We start from the raw sequence: 23,879 nt of genomic DNA, 5'->3' as shown, positions 1-23,879 counted from the left end.
GACAATAAAAACGGTGACAAAATGAACAGTAAAAACGATGTTGAGTGTTTCGATGCTCTGGTGGTAGGTGCAGGGTTTGGCGGCGTCTATATGCTGTACCGACTCAAACAGCTCGGGTTGCGTGTCTGTGGAGTGGAGGCAGCCTCTGATGTGGGTGGCGCCTGGTACTGGAATCGTTATCCTGGCGCGCGCTGCGACGTTGAGAGCTTACTTTACTCCTATAGCTTCTCGGCAGAACTCGATGCCAAATGGAAATGGTCTGAGAGATACGCCACCCAGCCTGAGATTCAAGCCTATATCAGCTTCGCTGCGGATGAGCTCGATGTCCGGCAGCATATCGTGTTTGATACCCGCGTAGTCTCGGCGCACTATAATGATGCCACCTGCTTATGGAGCATCGAGACGAGTGAAGGTCGGCGCTTGTTGACCCGTTTTTTTGTGATGGCCGCCGGTCCCTTGACCATATTCCGCTATCCCGATATCGAGGGCGTTCATGATTTTAAGGGAGAAACCTATCACACCGCACGCTGGCCGTCCGAGAAGGTCAACTTCGCCGGTAAACGCGTCGGCGTCATCGGCAATGGCAGTTCCGGCACTCAGGCGATTCCGCTGATTGCCGCGCAGGCCGAGCACCTTGATGTTTTTATCCGCACCGCGCACTTCAGCGTCCCGGCCAAGAACGCTCCACTCACCGAAGTAAGCTATGCCCGCTGGAACGAGGAAAAGGTGCGGCTGCGCAGTGACGTCCGGGCCGGTCGCATTACCGGGGCGGGCGACACCTTCATTGCGTCGGAATTGCTTGAAGCCAGGCGTCAGCCAGCTGCATCCTTCTCGGAAGCGCGGCAGCAGGAATTGCTGGATTTGTACTGGAACAGCGGCGGGGCAATATTGGCACAATGTTTCAGCGATGTTGCGAGCAATGAGCAGACCAATTCGGTGGTCGCCGATTATGCCAGGCGCAAGATCGCCCAGATTATTCAAGACCCGGACATCGCAGGGATATTGACGCCCCGCGGCTATCCATTTGGTGGCAAGCGGCTGGTGGTCGACAGCCACTACTACGAGACCTTCAATCGGCAGAATGTGAGGGCAGTCGATGTCGCCACCGCTCCAATCGAGCGCGTGACAGCGACCGGCATTCGCACCCGCGATAATGAATATCCACTGGACGTCATCGTTTATGCGACGGGCTTCGACGCCATGAGCGGCGCGTTCGATGCAATAGACATCCGTGGTCGCGGTGGCCTTCTACTCAAACAAGCCTGGGCCGAAGGGCCCCGCACATTCATGGGCGTCAGCGTTGCCGGATTTCCCAACATGCTCATCGTAAATGGTCCTGGCGCGCCGTCGGTGTTCAGCAATGTTGCTTCCACCAATGAACTCATCGTTGAGGCATTGGCGGAACTCGTCGCGCATATGAAAATTATCGGAGCGTTGTCATGTGAAATCACTGAAGAGGCCCAGGATGCCTGGGTTGATCACAACGCTGAGTGTGCAAATCGCACGGTATTTTCGAAGACAGACAATTGGTACCTCGGCGCAAACGTACCTGGTAAACCAAGAGTGCTAGCGCCGTATTCGGGAGGCGTGGCATCGTATTCGAAAAAGCTGCAGCAGTGGGTAGATGAGGGCTTTCACGAAGTAATGTTTGGCCACCTCACCGAAACGTCCCACGCCGCCTCGGCGAAGGACAAAGCGTGAATTGCCTGCCTCGCCGAGAATGAGTCAAAACTTGGTAACGCCCGATTGCTTCTTCAACTGGCGCATCAGGCAGCACGCTGCCTGATGCGCCATTCACCTCCGTCGGATGCGGCAGCCTGGCGATAGGGAAAGCGTGAAATAGAGCGCGCGACTGCTAATCTGCCTTGGTGCCAGCCAATCCCAACTGAGTGTCGACCAATCGGGTCGCCCACCCAGATAGCGCTGCCAGGACCTGCTCTCGGAGCTCTGGCGGCGTCACCATCACATGGACATAAACACTGCCCTCGATGGCTTCCAGGATTTGCATAGCCGAGCCTTGAGAAATAACCTCACCACGGTCAATGGCGTCCTGGAGCCAATGACGCGCGCGAAGTACCGAGTCTCGCATGACGGCCTCCCGATAAGGACGCCATGTTTCCGGATCGGCTTTTATCTCAACCTGGAGTCGAACGACGGCAAGGCCATGCGCTCCCAGCAGAAGTCGTGCGCGCCCCTCTACCGAATGGATGAGCCTCTCCCTTACGCTCCCGCCCTCAGCATCTGGACTGTTCACGGACCCGCAACGGTGGTGATAGTCGTGGATGGCGTCTATCAACAACTGCAACTTTTCGCTCCACCTGAGATAGATGGATGCCTTGCCAACTTTCGCCTCTGTCGCAACGGCCTCGATGCTGAGGCCGCTCCAACCGCGGCTGCCAAAAATGCGCAACGTAGCATCGAAGATGCGCTCTTCAACATCGGCAGCCCTAGGCCGCCCTCGCGACCGGGGCTTGATAGTAGGCACAGAGGTGAATTTCCTTAAGCGAGATCGGAGCAACCTGGGTATGAAACAGCTGCAGAGCAGACGGATGTAGCGATTGTGACACAAGATGCAAATTTGGTTTAACGCCGCAGCCGCGAGACATCAAAATGACTGGAGGGCGTCTGACCGACATGTAACAATGAGGTACCTCAATACAAATGCTCACTCGAAAATTTTCGAAATTTTATTTAAATAGACCTATATCAGATAGCGGAGATAGGAAAATGATGGGAATGAATGGCAGTTGCCCGTTTGTATTCAACTTCGATCCCTCAACGTTCAAAGTGGGGGATACCATAAGCTATAGAGTAGACAGCATGGGCGATTTTCCATTTGTTGCCACCATCGTTGGCCTGCACGGCAACTACTTGGAAATCGTAGACCAGAGTGCGCCTGAAAGAGTGATGAAAGCGACCAAAGAGTCTCGTCCCATGGTCGCAGCGACAGAGGCGCTTGGTTGACTGCCATATTCCCAGAAGCGTAGGTGCGCCTTGGAGCGGGCCTGATGAATGCAACAGCTCCCCGCTGTGAGAATCACAGCGGGGAGATGATCAGCATGGTTGGCGAGGATCGTCTCGGGCGAGGCCCCGGAAACGCTGTACGTCTGATCTCAGAACTGGGTCATTTGAGTGACGCAGCGGTAACGCTATGTTCAGCCTGGGGTTTGGCGTGCTCTTTCACGGGGATTTCAGCCTTCATTCGGTCGCACAAGAACCAAGCCATGGCCGCAACTGGCGCGGTCGTATTGGCCGACACGATCGCCGGAAAGCTTGATGCATCAACAACCCGCAGACCTTTGACCCCTCGTACGCGCATCATGGTGTCAAGGGGCGCGTCGTCCTGGTCGCCCATACGTACGGTGCCACACGTATGGTATCCCCAAGATCCAGTACGCCTTACGCAGTCCAGTATCTGGTCGTCGGTCTTGATTGAAGGCCCGGGCACAGTTTCATGATCAATGAAGTCCGACAAAGGCTTGGTTGCGAACAACCTTCGGACATAGTGAACCATAGAAATTGCGATGCGCTGATCGTACGGAGTGGTTAAGGCGTTGTATTCAATTTCAGGCGCCAACGAGGGATCCGCCGATGAAAGCCGTACCGTTCCCGTGGTCGTTGGCCGACCTGGATAGATCAGGCAGCTGATGCCAGACTTCTTTTCGAACACCAGCGCTTTATCGGGCACTCTCGACATGGGCGTAATGAACAGTTGGGTATCAGCCGCCGTCGACTGCGAATCCGTTTTGGCGAAACCCATTAATTCATGCACCCCCGAAGCCATTAGCCCGCGGTGCGACAGAATGTACTGGAGGACGTTTCGGTAAAGCCTCCAGCCCGAGAATTGCTTGTTGAGACTAGCGCCATTTTTCAAACGGAAGGCAAGACTCAAGCCGTAGTGCTCCTGAAGGTTCTGGCCGACATTCGGACTGTCATGCAGTAACTCGACCCCCTTTTCGGCCAAATGCGCAGCGGGCCCAATACCACTGAGCATCAGTATCTTGGGGCTTTCAAACGCACCCGCACAGAGCACGACCTCAGCTCGCGCCAGGTAGACGATTCGGCCCGACGGACCGTCGCATTCTACCCCAAAGGCACGTTTGCCTTCGAACAGCACCCGACGCACGCTGGTCGAAGTCACAAGCGCGACATTACGCCTGCTCAACGCCGGTCGAAGGAAAGCTTTGGCCACACTCCAACGCCGTCCGCCCCTGATCATCTCAGGCGCGTGACCCAGCCCAACCTGGTCCTCGCGGTTAACGTCGTCCTTGGCGGGTGTGCCACATGCCTCGCTGGTTTCCAGGATGACCTCAGAAAGTTTAGAGTCCGGCTTGTGCATAGTGATATGCATCCCCCCTCCAATCCCCCTGAGCTCATCTTCACCTAGCACATGATTCTCAATTTTCCTGAAGGCGTTCTTGATTGTGTTCCAGTTCCAGCCACTGGCGCCCAAGCTTTCCCAATTGTCGTAGTCTTCGGGCTGCCCGCGTGAGTAGACCATGCCGTTTACCGAACTCGACCCGCCTACCGTCTTGCCACGAACCCACATATGTTCTCGACCGACGTTATCTTGCTTGGTCTTGTAGTAATTGACATACGGCGACCCTGTCAGCAGCTTGCCTATACCTTTGGGCATATGGATGAGCCAACTGTCGTCGGAACGCCCTGCTTCGATCACCAGGACACTTTTTGTGCCGTCTTCTGAAAGACGGTTGGCCATCACTGATCCGCCCGGGCCAGAACCTACGATGATGTAATCGTACTGATTCATTCCAGCTCCTGTAGGGCCACACCCTGAAGTGTCTTTATCTCGGTAAAAATCGCAATGCCTTCGGGGCCATTCTCGCGACCGACGCCTGAGCTTTTGAATCCGCCGAATGGCAGGAGCGGATCGATAAAAAATGTATTGCATCCCATAGTTCCCGCCCGGATGCGTCGTGCAGCGGCAATTCCACGAGAGGCGTCCTCGGTAAACACAGCGCCAGCCAGTCCATAGGGAGTGTCATTTGCCAGCGCGATGGCTTCTTCATCGCCTCCGTCATAGGGAATGATGACCCCGACCGGACCGAAGATTTCCTCGCGCGCAATCTTCATGTCATTTGTCGCGTCCGAAAACAGCGTAGGCTCGACAAACCAGCCACGTTCCAGTCCATCAGGACGCCCGCCACCGCGCACCAGCCGCGCACCTTCACTGAGACCAGCAGCAATGTAGCTCTCTACCCGGTCACGCTGGCGCTCAGCAACCATTGGCCCGACATCCACCTGTGGATCGGATGGATCGCCGGTCACCAGCTTATCGATCTCCGCGACCATGGCGTCGACGAACTCCTGTTGACGCGCGCGCGGGACGATCACCCGAGTGAGCGCCGCACACGCCTGGCCACTATTGAAGGCAAGCCCTCGTGCCACTGCATGGGATGCCACCTTTTTCGGGTCCGCGTCCGACAGCGCAACGGCCGCCGACTTCCCTCCTAACTCAAGCGTAAACCGACGCATGTCACGCCCGCAGAGCTCGGCTATCCGACGTCCAGCAGTGGTCGAACCTGTGAAAGAGATCTTGTCGACGCCGGGGTGGGTGACCAGATGCTCACCCAGTTCCCTGCCGCCGGGAACAAGGTTGAAGACGCCCCGGGGCAGCCCCGCTGCTTCGCATGCGGCGGCAAGAACATAGGCATCCAGAGGAGCCTCCGGAGAGGGTTTGGACACGAACGTGCATCCTGCGACGAGGGCCGGTGCGAACTTCATCATGAGCAGGTGCAGTGGCCCATTCCAAGGCGTAATTCCTCCTACGACGCCCACGGGCTCGCGGACGATCAACGCGTCTCCGACCATACCTTGGCGACTCTCCACGAAAGGAAACACCTTGGCCATGTCTAGCGTTTTCTTGATGAGCAATGCAGGCATCGGGGCCGCTGCCGCGAGACGCTTCAAAGGGGAGCCCATTTCGCTCGAGATGAGCCGGGCGAGATCAGGCCCTTTCTCCTCCAGGTAAGCAGCTATTTTCAGGAGGATTTCGGTGCGCTCATTAAGCGACATCCGTGGCCAAGGCCCTTCATCGAACGCACGACGTGCCGCCAAAACGGCTGAATCCATATCCGCACTGGTCCCGGAAGGTACGGACCCAATGATCTCTTCCGTCGCCGGCGAGACGACATGAATGACGTCAGTTCCCTTAGGCCTGGCCCAGACGCCATCAATGAAAAAGGTGTCGTAATAAGTCGGCAGCATCAGATTTTCCTATTGTTATAACCAATTCTGATCGACATGTCCGCGAGTAAAGCCTATTAGCGAGCTTTGGTCGCCAGCCGATAGAGTTAACTGTATTATCCGATCAGGTAAAAATCAAGGGAGATTTGGACGCACACATTATTTCAAAATAAGCCGATTTCAAGCAATTAATAGGTAGTTTAAACCCATAAAAAGAACAAAAATTACCAATTTTGGCACAATTTAGTGATAAGCCTAGAAGACGCATCTTTCAAAAAAGAGAGCCCTCAATTACCCCAGACCAACATCACCAGACTGAAGTCCGGTCTTGAACATGTGGCTCGCACTCCACTCACATTGCCGGGCAAGCTGGCGTCTACGCCTTAACGCCTGCGACTGATCTGCACAGCGCCTGTTTCTACCAGTCGTGCAATCTCAGCAGTCGAGAGACCCAGCCTGCGGGTAAGGATTTCCTCAGAATGCTCCCCCATGAGCGGGGCCGGCGAATCAGGTGGATCAGGAAGGTGTCGGGAAAACACGGGGGCGTTTTCCAGCAAAAAATCTTCTCCAATCAGTGGATGCACTGTTGGCCTGAAGAAAGCTCGTTCGCGGAAATAGGGGAAGGTTGGAAGTTCCGATACGCGTAACATCGCACCCGCCGGGACACCTGCCTCTTGGAGCCTTCGCATAGCTTCTTCGGCGGTCTGCGACATCAGCCATTGGCTAACCGCTTCGTCGACCAATGTGCGGTGGGAAGCGCGAAGCAACGGAGACGCTAGTTGGGGATCTGCGGCAAGATCCGGCCGTGCAATAACATCACACAGCATCCGCCAGTCATCGTCGTGCCGAACCGTGACAACGCACCAATCATCGTCGCCCTTGCAGGGGAACACCCCCCATGGCGCGTCTAGGCGAACCGGTTCCAATTTGCCGGATCCGCAGGCGCCGGCGATCGCGACACTCATGTGCCCAAGCATGACCTCCAATTGCGAAACACTGATGGTACCGCCTTGCTCGGTGCGCAGGCGTCGTATCAGCAGAGCTAGAACGCCGGTCACGCCGATACGTGCCGCCACATGATCGGGATAGACTGTCAGGGCATCGCTAAAGCTGCCTGGCTCACCTGCGTACTGCCACTTAGCCGTCAGACCTGACGATGCACGGACGAGCGGCCCGTAGCCAAGACGCTCACTCCAGGGGCCGCTTGGGCCGAATGCGGAGCTATCAACCATGATGAGCGCCGGGTTGATCTCCTTTAGCGCCTTGTAACCAAGCCCCAACGAGTCGAGGGTGCCTGGCTTGAAGTTGGATAAGATAACGTCAGTGGTCTTGACCAGTTCACGGAAGAGCACTTTACCTTCATCAGAACGCAGATTCAGACCTAAACCTTTTTTGTTCCGGTGGCCAGCAGCGAAGGTAACCGAGATGGCGGCGCCATCTTGCGACTGTCGGCTTCCATCCGGAAACGCTGAATTTTCGAGCTTGATGACTTCTGCGCCTTGGTCGGCCAACAGTCGTCCTTGCTCTGCCCCGACAACGATAACTCCCAGATCCAAAACCCGGAGCCCCTCCAGAGGTCGACCGGCAGGCTGTTTGCTGCACCCTGCCTCGGCCCGCTGCTGGGGAAACTGATAGCGTTGATGCTCACCCAGACAGGCGACATTGCCTCGAATACCGGCTCGCACCCCGTCGATTTCGAGCAATCCATTTGGGAATGCGGTATGGGCATGCTTGCTGATCTGAACTGGAACCACCGCGCCGCGCGCGGCAATCTGGTCGCAGGCCAGCGCTTCTTCTAGCGTAAGCACCGCCGCGACAGGAACACCGTGTGCCTGCCCTTGAACTTCAAGTTCAACTCGGGTTTTATCCGCAAAGAGTTCGGCAATCGCCGGAATCAAGGTCGATGAGGTGAATCGGTGGCGCAATGTGGCATACGCTGGGTCTGCGAATGCTTCGGGTTCGCCCAGCCATTGAAACATCCCTTGCCACTGGCGGGGCGCTAAAACGCAGATACGGACATAGCCATCCTTGCACGGAATGATAGGGTACTGGAACCTAGCTTCTGGCCGCCCCCGAGGCAGCTTGCTCGCCGAGACTCCAGCGGTCGCGCTGCCCGCGATACCATATCCTGGGTCTAGCGCATGAACGGCACCATCCAAAATGGAAAAATCGAGATAGTCACCCTCGTAATTTGTCAGGCGGCGATAATACGCCAAGAGCAGCACATAGGCGGCCTGCGCTGAAGCACAGCTGAAAGCGAGCTCACCCGGGGGGAGTAACGGAGTCCGCCCTGGAATGCCTGAACGAGACAACTCACCAGACAGAGCATGAAGCACCGGGTCTGTGTATTGCCAATGAGCGATAGATGTAGTCCGACCATACCCGCTTAGAGCAAGTGTCACCAAGTGCGGATAGCGATCCCTCAATCGCTCAGGTTGCGCTAAAGACAGGTTTGCCGGACTGATGAGAATATCTGCCCCAGCGAGTAGATGCTCGAAGTGTGTGCAATCCGCAGGACTATCGAAGTCCAGTGCAACCGATTTTTTACCCATATTGAAAGCAACGAATGCGAGACTGACGCCATCGAGCAGTGGCCGCTGAAGTCGATCCGCCCCGCCAGCACGGGGCTCGACGCGAATAACCTCCGCTCCCAGCTCGACCAGTTGACGACCTATCGCGCCCATCGGTCCAGTGACCAGATCCAGCACCTTCACACCCGTCAGCGGCGCCTCAAAATTCTGGGCTACATTTTTATTCTTGTTCATGTACACGTTCTCCATGAAGCAGGGCAATCCGGCTCGCAAACTGGCCATCCGGAATCGTCACAGCAATTCGGAAATATCTTGGCGAACCCAGCAATGATGAATTTAAATTCAAAGGAGGTCAGGCGCTAACGGTTTGTCCAGTGTGGTTGCCGCTTCTGGGCAAACGCTGCCAAACCTTCCCAACAATCCTGAGTACCCATTAAGTCATCCAGTGCTACAGAGGGGAACGCGACAGCGTCGAGCGTATCGGCGATACCCTGCGTATCGTTCATTAAATGCAGCGAAAGCCGGATCGACGTGGGGGAGCTCTGAACAATCTCAGCTGCAAGTTCCCGCGCTACGGCCAGTGCCTGCCCAGCCTCAGCCACTCGATTGACCAGCCCTAGCGAAAAAGCTTCCTCCGCGCTCAGTTGACGACCTGTCAGAATGAGTTCGTTGGCTTTTTTCTGAGGAATAGTGCGGGGCAAACGTACCAGCCCCCCGGCACCTGCAATGAGCCCCACCTTGACCTCACTTAGCGCGAAGCGAGCGCTCGCGTCGGCCACGACGAGGTGACAGGCCAGTGCGATCTCAAAACCGCCTCCCATGGCGAAACCATTCACTGCAGCTATCACGGGCTTGGTCATTGCTCGGCGACTGGTGACTCCCCCAAAACCATTCCCGGGCATCCACATGGGCTTACCACTTGCGGTGTAAATCAGATCGTTACCTGCACAAAAAGCCTTGTCACCAGCGCCGGTCAAAATAGCGACCCAAAGGTCCGGGTCGGAGAAATAGGCATTCAGCACTTCATCGAGTTCATCATGTGCCGGCGGGTGCAGAGCGTTTCGCGCGTCAGGCCGATTGATAGTGATTTCGAGGACATGACCGTCACGGCGCACCTGCACGAACTCGTATTCACTGCGGAATATAGGAGCTTTAGTGCCATCGCCAGATGCAAGCGCGATGCGATTGCCTCGAGCAGTTGGGCTTGCATAAACACGTGTTCCGACTGGCTCGCCAACATTCAAAACTTTCATCATGGCGGCATCTTGAGGGTCAGGATTGGCCACGAAGCGCTCGCTCGTCTGCTCCATCCGACCCACTACTACACCTCTGGTGCTGCCATCTTTATTGTGAACAACGGTATACGACTCAATGACGCCCCATCCTTCAGGGCGAGTGACGAGCTTTGGGCCCTTTGTATTGTCTAGCATCGTTTGAATCGTGGAGGATCTGTCTGAGGCATACGGAACGGGCGTTGGCTGCGAAGAGTAAACGCCTGTGGAGTATTTGCTCAGCACGCCACCGTTAGCACCCACCAGCACAAAGCGACCTGGATGAGATCTGGCATAGCCGACGGCCTCAGCTATGGCATGCATCGAATAGTTGTTGCCTGGACCACCGAAGAATGGAAGTCCGCCTGTAAGCGTCAATCCTCTCGGGTCATTCGGCGCGAGGCCGATCTCGTCGCAGACCGCCGACACTGCAATGGGGAAGCAGCTGTAGAAGTCGAAGGCAGAAATGTCCTCGAGTGACACGTCCGCTACTCGAAGCGCCTCACGTACCGACGCAACGCCTGCTGGGTAAGCGCCCAAGTCGGTTCGTTCTAATAGAGGTTTTTCAACAAGGTCGGCATGGCCATGCAGGAATATCCACTTCTCTTCAGGAATGCCCAGTTGGCGCGCTGACTCAACGCTCGTCAAAATCAATGCCGCGCTCTGATTGACCTGGTCACGTGCCACTAAGTACCGCAGGTAGGGAGAGGCTATTTGGCGGTTTTCGGCGGTCTCGGTCGCTAATGCTTCAACAGAATGCTGGGCGTGAGAAGCCGAATTGGAATTGGACGCGGCGACGGCTGAGAATGGTGCGAATAATCGCCCCATTTCGTGGCGCGATTGCTCTAGCGAGAGACCTAACCTGGCCCTGCGCGCATTCTCGAGCAACGCGTACATACTGGGAGCATTGGCAGCACCGTGCACGGCTAACTGCCTCGACATCAAGCCGCCCAAGCCGAAGCCTCGATCCTCCAACTGCCCCTCGACAACCTCGTTGAAGTTTGGCTTGGAATCGGACTGCTGGAAATGACGAAGAGTAGAGATTGCTTCGGCACCAGCCAGAAGCACAACGTCAGCGTGACCCTCTGCGATAGCGCGGGCGAACTCATTGACCAGGTGCTGGGGGCTCTGCCCTCCGGAAACCTCTAGAACTGCACGAGCTGGATCGGCGCCGATTCGCGCAGCAACAGAGCGAGGAAGGTTATTGCTAAGCCCCAATGGAGCTCGGGCCATCGGTGTCGAGTTTTCAAACTGCCGGGTCGTTGCAATCGTGTCGATGGCAGCTGCTACGAGGCTCGGATCTGCTCCGGTATCGGCCAACGCCCGCCGGGCTGCAGCGGCGGCCAACTCGGCCGGCGAATGACCTACGTAGCCTGCGTCACTGATCCGTTCGCAGAATTGCCCAGCCCCGATCAGTACAGGGGTGCGGGGGTCAATAGTTGGCGCCATGAATACCTCTTGAAACGTAAATGAGTTATCAGTCGTGCTTGCACATATTAACTATACGATTAACGTCAGTAAATATCCAACCCCTATCAGACCAGACGAATCCACGAAGGTTTAGCGCTGCCTGGCGACGCCAGAAACGCACCGTACGAGTTTGGAAAAATCAGGAAATACCGCAGAGAGGAGGCGTGAACGCTGAACGAAGTCGGCAGTTGCGCTTGAGCAACCTTTACTGAATGCCAGCGTCGCAGGTGCCATTACCTGAAGCGTCACTCAGCCGAGGACGGGATGACCCTAAACAAGACGGATTGCGTCTGGAATAATAGGGCAGGAAGAGTAGGCACATCCGGGACGCGCCGATGTAACGCTTGAGGTCATTCGACGCAAACGAGATTTCGCAGGAATAAGGCACCGGATGCCTGAACTGCTATTGGAAGCCGGAAACGGCTATCGGAAACAGGAGACAGTCTCGACGGGGCGAACTCTGTCTCCTCGCTGCGGCGTGCGTCTTCGGGCTTGGAATGGATCGGCTGAGCCATTTTTCCTAGCAGGCAGCCGCATTGCGCGCTGCCTTTCTACGAACCCCTGGGTCAGGTGTTGGAACCATCATTCGATGCCGAAAAATGGCATCGGGCCGCTTCGTCAATCGATCTGGCTCTGGAGACATGCGGTGAGGGGCGACGCTAACGCAAACCAGTTTTTACACAACTTTTTTCAGCCCTCCCAGCCCAAACCCAACGATTTGTGCAGCGCAGCGAAATCCTTCAACAGCTGCGCATCTCCCGACACGCGGTTCTGCTGCGCGTCGAAGCGGGTACGTTCGGCATCCAGCCAGTCCAGAGTGTTAGCGGTACCCGCGCGGTACCGCTGTCGCGTCAGGTCAGCGGCGCGCTCGGCGCTGGCCTGAATGCCTCGCAGCATCACCACGTTTTCGCGCTGGTGGCCGTAACGGGCCAACGCCGTGTCGGCGTCGCGCAGCGCTTCGAGAACGGTGCTGCGGTATTGCGCCAGGGCGACATCCCGCCCCGCCTGCGCGCCTTCGATTGACGCTTTGACGCGTCCAAAATCCAAGGCATTCCAACTCAGGCGCGGCACAGCCAGCCAAGTGCCGTTATCCTTGCGAGCTAAGTGTCCAGGGTCTGCGGCGCTGAACCCAAGATCGCCATAAAAGCTGAGCTTGGGGAACCAGTCAGCGGTCTTTTCGCCGATCTGCGCATTGGCCGACGCCAGCTGACGTTCAGCGGCGCGGATATCCGGACGTGCCTTGAGCATCGCCGCAGGATTTGCCAAGGGCACCTGGCCCGGCACGCTGGGCAGTTCGCTGGGCGTTTGCAACCGAGCATCGAGTTCGCCGGGTGCAAGCCCGCACAACGTTGCCAATTGATCCATTGACTCGATGATCTGCGCCTGCAGCGGCAAGCGCTGCGAGCGCGTGGTCTCGGCCTGGGTAATGACCTGCTCCAGCTGCAACTCGCTGGCCACACCAAGGCTTCGGCGCTGCCGGGTCAGCTCCAGAACTTGTTGTTCCAGTTCGCTTGAGGCATCCACCAAGGTCAGACGCTGCTGGCGGTCGCGAAGATCAACGTAAGTCTGCACCACCTCGGCGGCCAGTTGCACCTGAGCATCCGCTAACTCTGCGGCACTGGCGCCAGCACTGGCATTGGCGGCCTCAACCGCGCGCCGCGTACCGCCGAACAGATCGGCCTCCCAACTGGCGTCGAAGTCAACCAGGTATAAGCTCAACGGCCCGCGCCCTCCTCCACCACTTTGACTGCCGCTGAATTGCGAAGCGTCCGGGGAACGCATGCGCAACATCGTCGCATTGGCAGAAAGTTTCGGACGCCCAGCGGCCTGTTCGCTGGCCAGGCCTGCACGGGACTGGCGCAGGCGAGCTTCGGCTTCAGCCAGGCTGGGGCTGCCTGCCAGCGCTTGGCCTACTAACGCGTCAAGTCGAGCATCGCCGAGGCTGTGCCACCACTGAGCTGCTGGTGGGGCTGACGACTCGGCAGCTGAATCGTGAGCCAAGCGGCCGCTCGCGAAGGTCTTTGCGGCAACCAGCGGTGCGCCCTGATAGTCAGGACCAACCGTGCAGCCGGTAATCACGACCAGCACAAGGGTGGCCAGTAACGTCTGTTGAATCATCGTGCGATACCTTGAGGCTTTGAGGTCTTGAGCAGCAGTGCCAAGGGAATACAAGCCAGCAGAGCCAGTCCGAGCACCAGGAACGCCTCACCGTAGGTCATCACGAGGGCCTCACGGGCAATGGTCTGAGCAAGCTGCTCAAGTGACTGCATCTGCGCGCGGGCGTCGTCGCCAGCCTGGGTAAGAAAACTTGCAGCACGGGCGGCCATCTGGTCTTGAACCAAGGTGCCGTTTGCATTGACCGACTCGCGCAAGATGGCGTCGTGGTAGTGCTCGCGCCGGTCCACCAGCACGCCAATCAATGCTAATCCAATTGAGCCTCCGAGGTTACGCGCCATGTTGTAAAGCCCTGCGGCGTCGGCAGCTTCCTCGGTTTTCACCGCTGACATCGACGCTTGGTTAAGCGGCATCATCGCAAGCACCTGGGCAAAGCCACGGATGATCTGCGAGCCCCAGAAGTCGTGACCGACACTGTCCGCGGTCAACCCCACGTCGAGCAGACAGCTGATGCAAAACATCGCTAGGCCTATGCTCACCAGCCAGCGCGCCTGGTAGCGCGCTATCAGCTTAGGCAAAACTGGCATCAACAAGAAGGCAGGCAACCCCGACAACAACATGATTGACCCGGCTTGCTGGGCGTTGTAGCCCGTGACATTGCCAAGAAACTGAGGCAGAAGGTAGGAGATGCTATAGATCCCCGCCCCGACTACAGAAACGATCAGAATCACGCTGGCATAGTTCGCGTTGCGCATCAGACTCAAGCGGATGATGGGTTGCTTGGCTTTGAGTTGACCGATTATGACCAGCATGAATCCAATCGCAGATAGCACGGTCAACCAAAGGATCATGTGCGACTCGAACCAGCGTTCACGCTGGCCCTCCTCCAGCACTACGGTCAAGGAGCTGAGGCCTGCGGCCAGGCCAATGATGCCCAGCCAGTCGGCTTTAAAAAAGCGATCAAGTTCAAGTTTTTCCGGCTTCAGCCCCGTCCACAGCAAGGCCACCAAGGCGATGCTTACTGGTAGGTTGAGGAAGAAGCACCAGCGCCAACTAGCATTCTCGGTCAACCATCCGCCCAGCACCGGTCCCATCAATGGCCCCAGCAGTACTGTCAAGCCGAACACGCTCATGCCAATGGGCAACTGGTGCTGGGGCAGGCGAGTGCGGATGATAGTCTGCCCAGTCGGAATCATCGCGCCACCGGCAAATCCCTGGCCGATGCGCCCCGCGATCATGCCGGCGAGACTGTCGGACATGCCGCAGTACATCGAGAAGAAGGTGAACAGTACTGCCATGACCATCAGGAACCGGCGCAGCCCGAACACACGTGTCAGCCAGGCCGCGAGGGGGATCACGACAATTTCCGACATAAGATAGCCCGTGCTGATCCAGGTACCTTCAGTGCCGGTGGCTCCAATCTGGCCCTGGATCTGCGGCAGGGCCGAGTTGGTGATGGAAATGTCTAATGTCGCCAGCAAAGCACCGAGCGAGCCAGCAGTGACGGCGATCCAGTCGGTAAGCGAAGCATTGGCTGCACGCGCAGGGGCGTTGTGTGCCGTAAGTGTGGCTTCAGCCATGATGGTCGTCCGGGCCGGTGCGGATATCGACATCGACGGTCACCGACATGCCGGGCACCAGCGCCGGGCGGACTGTCTCGGGGATGTCCAGGAGGATGCGAACCGGAACCCTCTGGACGATCTTGGTGAAATTGCCGGTAGCGTTGGACGGCGGCAGCAAAGCGAACTGCGCGCCGGTGCCGGGAGAGATACTATCAATGCGTCCGGTCAGTTCTTGCCCAGGCAAGGCATCGACATGCACATTAACGGTTTGCCCTGGGCGCATGGTGCCGACCTGGGTTTCCTTGAAATTTGCTGTGAGGTACAGCGACTGCACCGGGACGATGGTCATAAGGCGCGTGCCGGGTTGAGCGAACTGACCGACCCGTATGCTGCGGTCGGCAACCCGCCCGGCGATCGGGCTGCTCAACACGGTGTCCTTTAGGTCAAAATCCGACTGTCGGGCACTGGCCTTGGACACTTCCAACTGTGCCTGGGCCTGCTGTAACTGGGCCTTGAGCGTGCCAATGCGAACTTGGGCAACACGCAATCCCGCTTGCTTGGCGGTCAGGGTAGCGCTGGCGCGGGATTGTTCGTTGGTCAAGGTATCGAGACGCTCTTCGGTCTCGGCGCCTGAGCGGGCCAGCGGCCGGTAGCGCTGAACTTGACCGCGGGCATGCCGCAGATCTGCCTCAGCACCGACGAGCTCGGCCTTGGCTTGGGCGATACTCGCGTCTTGTTGGGCCAGCTCGGCCTCGGCACGAGCGACATCCGCCTGCCGCGCCTGCACTGTGGCAGCCGACTTATCCGCCGCAGCCAGGTAGTTGCCGTAGTCGAGACGCGCCACCGCCTGGCCGGCCTCGACCTTCTGGTTGTCGGCCACCAGCACCTCGGCAATGTAGCCGCCGACCTTAGGTGCGACGGTCATGCTGTCAGCCTGCAGGTAGGCATCGTCAGTGGTTTCGATGAAGCGGCCGACCACATACCAATGGCCGCCCCAGGCAAGTGCTACAACCGCTGCGATGACACCAAGCCCCCATAGCACGCCTTTGGGACTGTGGTGTTTTTCGCTTTCAACGTCAGTAACAGAAGCGGATCGAAGATGATTGTGCAGACTAAGCGGTTGGTCTGAGGACATGCCTACAAGTTTCCATTTTATTCCAGTTGATATAAAATGCAACTTGGTTAATTTTATGTCAAGTGATATATTTTCGATTCAATCGACTTGCAGGTACGCTTATGGCCCGACATAAACCCACTGCCGAGGGTGGCTATCAACGCGGCGAAGAAACTCGCGCCCGTATCATTGACAGTGCCCTAAAACTGTTTGGCGAACGCGGTTTTGAGGGGGCCTCAACTCGCGAGATCGCCATGGAGGCAGGCGTAAACGCGCCTGCGTTGCAATATTACTTCGACAATAAGGAAGGGGTTTACCTGGCGTGTGTTGAGTACATCCTGGACCGGATCTGGGAACAATTAGCCAGTCCGGTCGAGTATGCAGAGCAAGTACTGGCTGACCCGCGCTGCAGCGATGAGCAGCTGATTGACGCATACTTGGCATTAATCGGCGGTTTCATCGGTTTCATCCACGACACTCCTTCTGCTCAACCCTGGCGACTGTTCATGGCCCGAGAGCAGGCGGGACTCGGCCCTCCGGGCACGGCTGAACTGATGAGGAGTCGACTCCATCAGCGCACGGGTGCCGTGACCACCGCTATCGTCGGCCACCTTACCGGGCTGCCGGCCGATGATGAGCGCACCCTCATCCGCACCTTTGCAATCAACAGCCAGGGTATAGTGTTTCGCGTGCTCCGCACGCAGGTGCTTGGAGTTCTGGGGTGGGACAATATTGATCAGACGCGGGTGGAATCGGTGCGTCTGGTGTTGCTCGGGCAAACCAGATTGACCCTGCGTGCGTTAATTTTGGAACGAGACGCTGGGCGTCTATGAGCGATTTGCCGCCCGTTTCCACCCCCATGACATAACCCTGAAACGACCCTCTTCTAGCTTGGCTCTTCTCTACGATGCCCCTTGTGGGATGCGCGCAAGGCTCAGATCAGTAAGGGATGGCGTACGCGGAGTAGACGAAAGCGCGCTATTGATTCCGCTCGGGAGTTTGAGTGCCTATGTCAACTGCGTGAGTCCAGTGCACAAGCAATCGTTCGAAGTCGTGGTCATATTGAAGAGGCATCACCGATATGCGATGAACGTTGAACCGCCCTACTGCGCTAACAGCGCCTGGTGGGCATCAATAAATGGCACTGGTACAGCACATCGCTGCGCCTCAAGCCAACGACGCATCTGCCCGGTATCAAATATCTGTCCTTGGTCCATAAGTGTGAGCACGAGCGCCTGGGACATGCGATAGCGTCCACATTGCGAGCAAAACCGCTCTTCCCAGCCTTCCATACAGTCAATGGTTTCGGCGCGCCCCGCGCAAATCAGGCAACTCATGACGCTTCCTTTTTTTATGTAAGCCAGCGCAGGTACCAAGGCTGTGTAGGATAGCGCTTGCACAAGACCATTCCAGCCAACCTGATTTATGACTGATAGGTGTACATCTGCCGATTGAACACTTTCAGCCAATACTACCGAAACGTCCAAACTGTCCGATCTTGAGCCCCCCACGGCGCGTGGCCTGCCATTGGCGCCTATAAGCCAGTATCAAGTCAGTCCCGCTTGATCAGCAGCATCATCGCCATGGCACGCAGTTGCCGCCTCACAAAGCTGGTGTCCGCTCGTGGAGAGGCGAGCAATAGGCTTGTATTACACTCAAGTAGACGATGCAGCTCATCGGCGAGCTCATAAGCACCCTCCTCGCTCAAACCAACATCGCGCGCAAATTTGCACAGCATGGTTCGCAACGCAAGCACTCGCCGCTCGGCAAAGCGTGCGATCGCACAGGCTTGTGCTTCAGTCAAGTTTCCCTTTTCACTGCGAGCGACCCGACTGAGGCTCGAGTTATCGATCACATATTGTTCGATCGACTCCCACAGCAGGGTGATGCAGGCCGATGCAGTTCTGCACCTTGCCAAAGACTTGTGGGTATATAGCAATACCAAGTGTGATTCATAGTCGCTCACCAACTCATACAAAAGCGTTTGTTTGCTGTCGATGTGGTTATAGAGCGAGCCGGGTTGAATGCCAACCGCTGCTGCGAGACCACGCATGCCGGTACCGTTGTAACCATCACGACAAAACAGATCGCACGCCACGGTCCGAATGTAATCCGAAATGCTCTGATCGTGGCGTGCTAGGACCTCCATAGCTCCCTCCCCGCGGCACCTATCGTGGCTGCGACCTTTGCTCCGTTAGAACGCCCCAAGACATTACAGATAGTCTGGCCTGCACGGATGAGTCCAGGAAGACTTTCCGATGCCTGCACTTCAAATACGGCCTCCAACCCTCTCAAATTCGGCGTCAAAGCCGCATACATCACGCCTACGATGCAATCGATGGTTGAAAATACATTCAGGGTACCGGCCATTTGGGGCACCCATGCGGACGACACGAAACTACCGACTTCGATATGACTCAGGCCAGCTGCTGACAAGTCGTTGACCAATTGCACTTTGTCAGCGTCCGAAATTGGCTGCTTTTCATTCTGCAGTCCGTCTCTAGGGCCTACTTCAACGATGCGCACGAATCCAGGGAGGTTCATGGCCCAATCTCCATTCCTATCAAAACGCTGCCCTTCCCTACTAACATGTGCGCCCAATTACACTCTGTATCTGGGCGCAACGAGAGCATGCTATGGAAGGAGCTGTCCGGACACCTGTGGCTGATCAAGTGCCTCGGAGGACTCATCTCTGCTCACCCAGTCTGACAGCTGTGCAACGCGTTCATGATGCTGGGCAGCATCGCCCAACGCTGTGCTGTCATACATGGCTCGCTTGAGCCAGAGATGCAGTGGGTACTCCCAGGTGTATCCGATGCCCCCATGTATCTCCACCGCCAACCGCGCAGTTCGAACGGCGACTGCACCCAAATGGGCTTTGGCCAAGGCGGCGGCACGCTCGCTCTCAGCTGGCAACTGATCCCAAGCATGGGCGGCGTACCAGTAAAGGGCGCGTGATGGCAGGACCTCAACCGCGAGGTTGGCCAACTGATGCTTGATTGCCTGGAATGCGCCAATAGCCTGACCGAATTGGACGCGCTCCTTCGCGTACTCGGTGGCCATGTCCAGCGCCTGCGACCCGGCACCATAGGCATCAGCGCTTAGCAAGATCAGCAGCGCGTCGAGGACGCGACGCCCCAAGGTCTCATCCGCTGCGGGCAACATTTCGATCGGCGCACTATCAAAGCACACGTCCGCCAGAGGCCGTGTTCGGTCCAGCACCTCAAATGACGAAACGCTCACTCCGACATCGTCAGCTGCGACCAGGCCCAACGAACCGTTTTTGAGCCCGACCAGGAAGACGTGCGCATGCGCTCCCCACTCGACTGATGTTTTGGTGATACTTGCGCCCGTTTCGAGCCGCCATGAGTCCGGGCCGCCATTTGAATCGGCCTCACCTAGTGCGAATGCGGCAACCTTTGAGCCGTCCAATAATCCCGACAGCCATTTTGCTTGTTGGTCGACGCTGCCATATCTGGCTATGACCCAAGCTGCCAAAGCATTGGGCAACACAGGCAGCGACACTGCAAAACGCCCGAACGCTTCTGCGATTACGGCTAGGGTCAACAGGTCGCTACCCAATCCGGCGTGCTCCTCGGGCACCATAGTGCCTGCGAGGCCGAGGCTCATGGCCTCTTCCCAGAGTGCTGAGTCCAATCCACCTGCATCGCTAATTTCTAAGGCTCGCACCGGATTCAGGCGATTGCCCAGAAAATCCTCAAGCATGGCCTGGATAGCCTTTTGATCATCATCAAGGTCGAATTGCATCGATTATTGCCCCGTTCCGGTCCGAGGCAGGCCCAGGCCACGCTCGGCAATGATATTGCGCTGAATGTTGGAAGCACCGCCGGCAAGCGACAGCGCGAGTGAACCCAGAATCTGATTAAGCCATTTCTCTGGCCCGCTTCCACGGACATCCTCAGGGGGCGGTGCTTTGAGCCCTGCCTCACCGATGATTTCAGTTGCGGTCTCAGCGATGGATTGAAGAATATTGGTAGTCGTGATCTTGTTCACCAACCCGAGAGTACCCACCGGTTCATCGCAGGACGCCTTGGTCAATTGGTAGTACCCCGACCACAGCTGAGATTTCACATATCCTTCAATGGCAACCAGCCGCGCCCGGATGCGCGGATTTTCAATTGCCGGACGGCCGTTGATACTTGCAGTCTGTGCAAGTTTGATAAGGCTGTGGAAGATCGGCAATGACCGGGACGAAGATCCCACCGAGTTCCGCTCGTGCTTGAGATTGACTTTTGATACAGCCCATCCCTCACCACGCTGCCCCACGATCCAGTCGGCCGGGGTGCGCACGTTATCGAGAAACACCTCACAAAACTCTCGCCCGCCATTGATCTGCTTGATAGGGCGGACGGTTACGCCCGGCTGATTGAAGTCCAGCAAAATATAAGACAGCCCCCCGTGCTTGGGCGCATCCGGCTCTGTACGCAGCAACGCAAACATATAGTTAGCTTCGTGCGCACGCGTCGTCCATATTTTATGGCCATTTATGACCCATTCGTCTCCGACCAACTCCGCGCGTGATCTCAACGATGCCAGATCGGAGCCCGCCTGCGGCTCGGAATACCCTTGAGCCCATTTATACTGGCCGAGCACGGTTTTTTCGACGAACCGCTCTTTTTGTGCATCGGTCCCTACCTCAAGCAATGTCGGCACCAGCATCATCATGCCGATCCCGGACACCTCCATCGGTGCACCTGCCGCTGCGAATGACTGGGTAATGATCTGCGCCTTGATCACATCTGGCGCTTGTTCGCTCCCACCGAAACGTTTAGGAATGCCTCGATACAGATAGCCGTTTTCGGTTGCCAGACGACGGAACGTCTTAATGTATTCACCCGCACCTTCAGCCTTGCCACCCTTGGCTTTTTGCCAATGGGTGCTAAGAAACGCATCCACTTCTTCCTGGAACGAGACATATCGTTCGTCATAACTGAGCTTCATTTTATCCCCTCGCCGATCTGATCTAGAGATTACTCTATTTCATTTATATCGACAGGTCTACGTGGAATGAGGCGAATTTACTTGGATAAATCTCATATACAGTAATATCAATAGATGATTATTGGCTGCTTGCAAGCGATGGGAGCGCTGCAGACATCCAAGGGTCGACTCAAAAAGCCCAGGCAATCGCTGATTAAGCCGCGCTACCTCACGCACGCACAATCTCGGTAGAGAAAGGTTGATTCACAGCACGGAAACCTTGCTTGAGTCGTGATAGGATGCGGAAATAGAACTATTTGAATATCGGAATCCTTCAATGCAAAAAAAAGACGCCTCCAGTACTGCAGTCGCCAAAGTCGCAGAAGCCATGCGTAAAGAGGCGCTCCAATGCGCTGAAGGGGATCTTCTAGGTTCCGAAGACAGCCTGGTAGCACGCTATCAGGTAAGTCGGCCAACGTTGCGCCAGGCGGCAGGGGTTCTGGCACAAGAGCAACTGCTGATGGTACGTAGAGGGGTCGGAGGAGGATATTTCGCACGCAGACCTGAAGCGAAGGCGGTCAGCAGTATCGCCGCTCTCTACCTGAAGGCACATAACGCCCCCATCTCAGAAGTTGTCGCGACATTCGCACCTATCCGAGTTGAGCTCGCACGTCTGGCAGCGAGCTGCCAAGACGAGGAGTTGCGCGATGAACTCAGGAAACTGTTCGCTGAAACCCAGACCAGTGCGTCAGCTGAGCCTAACTTTGTCGACTTCCTGCTTCGGGAGCGTCGGTTCTACGAGCTATTGGGTAAAATGAGCGGGAACAAAACCTTGCAGCTTTTCCTAAGCATCCTGCTGGATGTCGCCGCGCGAACCAGTCGCAGTGATGATCTTTATCGCCACCGTCCAGAACGCATGGCGATGCTGAACGGCGAATTGAATCATCTGGGCGCGGCCGTGCTGGCTAATGATGAAGAGCTTGCCTTACTGTATGCCAACCGGTGCGCCAAGATGTCCTCAGGATGGCTCAAGGAAGATTTGAACCGCCGCAGCGAACCCCCGGGTAAACGCGAAACCACATAAGCCGATGAGGAGCCAACGCTCGCAAATGCTGTGCGAGCGTTGACAAGTCCATCAGGGAGTCCGGAATAGTTCCCGAATGCTGAGCTGACTGACTTTCAAGGAGGGTGTGCGGGGTAATTCCGGCATCCAGCGGACGTGCACCGGAATTTCATACGATTTCAGCCTGACGCTCAGCCACGCCTTCAATTCCGTGTACTCCGGCGCGGGTACGCCACTGCGCTGCTGGCATGCGGCTACAGGTATCTGACCCAACCGTTCATCGACGACCCCGACCACACAAGCTTCCACTACCGCGGGGTGGTCTCTGAGTACACTTTCGACGTGTTCAGGCATGATTTTGAAGCCGCCCCGATTAATCGCGTTATCTGCACGACCGAGGATGTAGAGGAAACCGTCTTCGTCGAGTTTTGCACGATCCGTTGTGCGTACCCATGCAGTTGCGTCTTCTGATTGAGGACTGCATACCTCAAGCAGCCCCTCTTGATTGGCCGCTACAGGCTCAAAGGTCTGGGCATCCACGACCCTGAGTTTTACACCAGGATTAGCCCTGCCAACGCTTCGACGTTTCGCACGCCCAAATGCTCGATAATCCTTGATCGTCCACCCAGCGACACCGCCTGCAAACTCGGTGGCGCCATAGGCTTCCAGCACCGGCACGCCGTAGCGGTCCTCGAATTGCTCTGCCAGATCATGATTGAGCGGAGCGGCACCGCAACGAATGGCCAGCAGACTGCTGAAATCTTCGCGAGGCCAATTGCGCTCCAGCAAATCTCCCAGTGCGCTGGGAGGAAGTGATGCGAACCGCAGACGGTGCTCACTTACCGCGTGATGCCATGCGTCAAGGCTGAACTTCTCGATAAGCAAGATTCGACGCCCGTTGTACCACTGGTAAATGGCGTTCCACAATCCGCCAATGTGTACCAACGGCATCCATAGCAAAGCGGGGGTTTTGTGCAGGCTGAGCTCCCCTCCCCCCGACTCATAACGAGCCCCGGCCCACAGTGATTTCGAAAGGCTCTCGCGTCGCAGTTTTATGCGTTTCGGCGCGCCGGTGGTGCCACTGGTGAGCATTTCGATGGCGATGTCCGGGAGCCTGTCGCGGCTTGTGTCGTCAAAACCGGCATGCTGTACGATCTCCAGTGCAAAGCCATCCGGGTTATAGACGATCTTGAGGCCCAGCGCCTTTGATTGCCGAGCGCTCGTTGAGAACACCGGGTCTTCCCAATCCACCGCTTCTGCTACCAGAACGGGTACATTCAGGGCTTCGAGGTCGCGCCGCAAAGGCTCGGGCGGCAACATGGGATTGACCGTTACGAGGCAACGGTTCTTCCAGATCAGCCCTAACGCCACGGCCAGGCATCCAGGGCGGTTGCGCAACAAAAGCCCTACAGGCGTACCCGCAGGAATCTCGGCTTGTTCCAACGTACGGTCAAGTGCCGACACCAGGCTCGCGACCTGCCCATAAGTATATTCCCGGCCATCCTGCTCGATGGCGACAGCATTGGGATCCAGCGAAAAAACAGCTTCCAGACGTTGCAGTAGGTCGATGCTCACATCAGGCTCCAATGTACGAAACTAATGTAC

The 23,879-nt window shown here is 56.8% G+C and carries 17 protein-coding genes and 1 pseudogene; 4 read left to right on the top strand and 14 right to left on the bottom strand.

What is annotated here, in order from left to right:
* The first annotated feature begins 21 nt into the window (after positions 1 to 21).
* Positions 22 to 1,701 carry a flavin-containing monooxygenase gene (locus ACNYC6_RS25245; protein WP_419709655.1) on the top strand — a complete coding sequence of 560 codons (1,680 nt, stop codon included), beginning with the start codon at positions 22 to 24 and terminating at the stop codon, positions 1,699 to 1,701.
* Between the two features lie 154 nt (positions 1,702 to 1,855).
* Here the strand turns inward: ACNYC6_RS25245 and ACNYC6_RS25240 are convergent, their stop codons facing one another.
* Entirely contained in the window at positions 1,856 to 2,485 is a 630-nt protein-coding gene (locus tag ACNYC6_RS25240) for a TetR/AcrR family transcriptional regulator (RefSeq protein WP_419709654.1), read from the bottom strand.
* A gap of 242 nt (positions 2,486 to 2,727) precedes the next feature.
* Here ACNYC6_RS25240 and ACNYC6_RS25235 point away from each other — a divergent pair, with 242 nt between their 5' ends.
* The gene (locus tag ACNYC6_RS25235; protein WP_419709653.1) at positions 2,728 to 2,964 is read left to right on the top strand and encodes a hypothetical protein; all 237 of its coding nucleotides are present in this window, start codon (positions 2,728 to 2,730) and stop codon (positions 2,962 to 2,964) included.
* 160 nt (positions 2,965 to 3,124) lie between these two features.
* On the opposite strand, the gene ACNYC6_RS25230 is transcribed toward ACNYC6_RS25235, so the two are convergent.
* The 7 genes from ACNYC6_RS25230 to ACNYC6_RS25200 form a co-directional block, all read right to left on the bottom strand.
* Complete coding sequence (locus tag ACNYC6_RS25230; protein ID WP_419709652.1) at positions 3,125 to 4,771, bottom strand: GMC family oxidoreductase; 1,647 nt, start codon at positions 4,769 to 4,771, stop codon at positions 3,125 to 3,127.
* Positions 4,768 to 6,228, bottom strand: coding sequence for an aldehyde dehydrogenase (locus ACNYC6_RS25225; protein WP_419709651.1), 1,461 nt, complete (start codon positions 6,226 to 6,228; stop codon positions 4,768 to 4,770). Before ACNYC6_RS25225 ends, ACNYC6_RS25230 begins: the two co-directional genes overlap by 4 nt.
* 362 nt (positions 6,229 to 6,590) lie before the next feature.
* Positions 6,591 to 8,972: a CaiB/BaiF CoA transferase family protein gene (locus ACNYC6_RS25220; protein WP_419709650.1), complete on the bottom strand. Its 2,382-nt coding sequence runs from the start codon at positions 8,970 to 8,972 to the stop codon at positions 6,591 to 6,593.
* Positions 8,973 to 9,097: 125 nt separating this feature from the next.
* On the bottom strand, positions 9,098 to 11,458 hold the full coding sequence (locus ACNYC6_RS25215; RefSeq protein WP_419709649.1) for an acetyl-CoA acetyltransferase: 2,361 nt from the start codon (positions 11,456 to 11,458) through the stop codon (positions 9,098 to 9,100).
* A gap of 711 nt (positions 11,459 to 12,169) precedes the next feature.
* Positions 12,170 to 13,597 carry an efflux transporter outer membrane subunit gene (locus tag ACNYC6_RS25210; protein WP_419709648.1) on the bottom strand — a complete coding sequence of 476 codons (1,428 nt, stop codon included), beginning with the start codon at positions 13,595 to 13,597 and terminating at the stop codon, positions 12,170 to 12,172.
* Positions 13,594 to 15,174 (bottom strand): DHA2 family efflux MFS transporter permease subunit, encoded by a 1,581-nt coding sequence (locus tag ACNYC6_RS25205; RefSeq protein WP_419709647.1) that lies wholly within the window; start codon positions 15,172 to 15,174, stop codon positions 13,594 to 13,596. Before ACNYC6_RS25205 ends, ACNYC6_RS25210 begins: the two co-directional genes overlap by 4 nt.
* Positions 15,167 to 16,291, bottom strand: a complete 1,125-nt coding sequence (locus ACNYC6_RS25200) for an HlyD family secretion protein (protein ID WP_419709646.1) — start codon at positions 16,289 to 16,291, stop codon at positions 15,167 to 15,169. Before ACNYC6_RS25200 ends, ACNYC6_RS25205 begins: the two co-directional genes overlap by 8 nt.
* Before the next feature lie 101 nt (positions 16,292 to 16,392).
* Here ACNYC6_RS25200 and ACNYC6_RS25195 point away from each other — a divergent pair, with 101 nt between their 5' ends.
* Entirely contained in the window at positions 16,393 to 17,103 is a 711-nt protein-coding gene (locus ACNYC6_RS25195; RefSeq protein WP_419709645.1) for a CerR family C-terminal domain-containing protein, read from the top strand.
* Between the two features lie 270 nt (positions 17,104 to 17,373).
* Here the strand turns inward: ACNYC6_RS25195 and ACNYC6_RS25190 are convergent, their stop codons facing one another.
* From ACNYC6_RS25190 to ACNYC6_RS25170, 5 genes and pseudogenes are all read right to left on the bottom strand, one after another.
* The gene (locus tag ACNYC6_RS25190) at positions 17,374 to 17,607 is read right to left on the bottom strand and encodes a hypothetical protein (RefSeq protein WP_419709644.1); all 234 of its coding nucleotides are present in this window, start codon (positions 17,605 to 17,607) and stop codon (positions 17,374 to 17,376) included.
* Positions 17,608 to 17,822: 215 nt separating this feature from the next.
* The gene (locus ACNYC6_RS25185) at positions 17,823 to 18,419 is read right to left on the bottom strand and encodes a TetR/AcrR family transcriptional regulator (RefSeq protein ID WP_419709643.1); all 597 of its coding nucleotides are present in this window, start codon (positions 18,417 to 18,419) and stop codon (positions 17,823 to 17,825) included.
* 104 nt (positions 18,420 to 18,523) lie between these two features.
* Positions 18,524 to 18,814 (bottom strand): annotated as a pseudogene (locus ACNYC6_RS25180) (hydroxymethylglutaryl-CoA lyase); the annotation flags it as partial.
* Between the two features lie 90 nt (positions 18,815 to 18,904).
* Complete coding sequence (locus tag ACNYC6_RS25175) at positions 18,905 to 20,038, bottom strand: acyl-CoA dehydrogenase family protein (RefSeq protein ID WP_419709642.1); 1,134 nt, start codon at positions 20,036 to 20,038, stop codon at positions 18,905 to 18,907.
* Between the two features lie 3 nt (positions 20,039 to 20,041).
* Positions 20,042 to 21,232, bottom strand: a complete 1,191-nt coding sequence (locus ACNYC6_RS25170) for an acyl-CoA dehydrogenase family protein (protein WP_419709641.1) — start codon at positions 21,230 to 21,232, stop codon at positions 20,042 to 20,044.
* Positions 21,233 to 21,548: 316 nt separating this feature from the next.
* Between ACNYC6_RS25170 and ACNYC6_RS25165 the strand changes: the two genes are divergently transcribed.
* The gene (locus ACNYC6_RS25165; protein ID WP_419709640.1) at positions 21,549 to 22,295 is read left to right on the top strand and encodes a FadR/GntR family transcriptional regulator; all 747 of its coding nucleotides are present in this window, start codon (positions 21,549 to 21,551) and stop codon (positions 22,293 to 22,295) included.
* A 51-nt stretch (positions 22,296 to 22,346) separates the two neighbouring features.
* Here ACNYC6_RS25165 and ACNYC6_RS25160 read toward each other — a convergent pair whose 3' ends face one another.
* On the bottom strand, positions 22,347 to 23,849 hold the full coding sequence (locus tag ACNYC6_RS25160; RefSeq protein ID WP_419709639.1) for a class I adenylate-forming enzyme family protein: 1,503 nt from the start codon (positions 23,847 to 23,849) through the stop codon (positions 22,347 to 22,349).
* Positions 23,850 to 23,879: the final 30 nt, after the last annotated feature.

Origin of the sequence: Pseudomonas sp. NFX224, assembly GCF_048565165.1 — a bacterium.
Lineage (GTDB): Bacteria > Pseudomonadota > Gammaproteobacteria > Pseudomonadales > Pseudomonadaceae > Aquipseudomonas.
The sequence above is the reverse complement of the archived record's forward strand: the minus strand, read 5'-3'. Positions and strand labels throughout refer to the sequence as shown.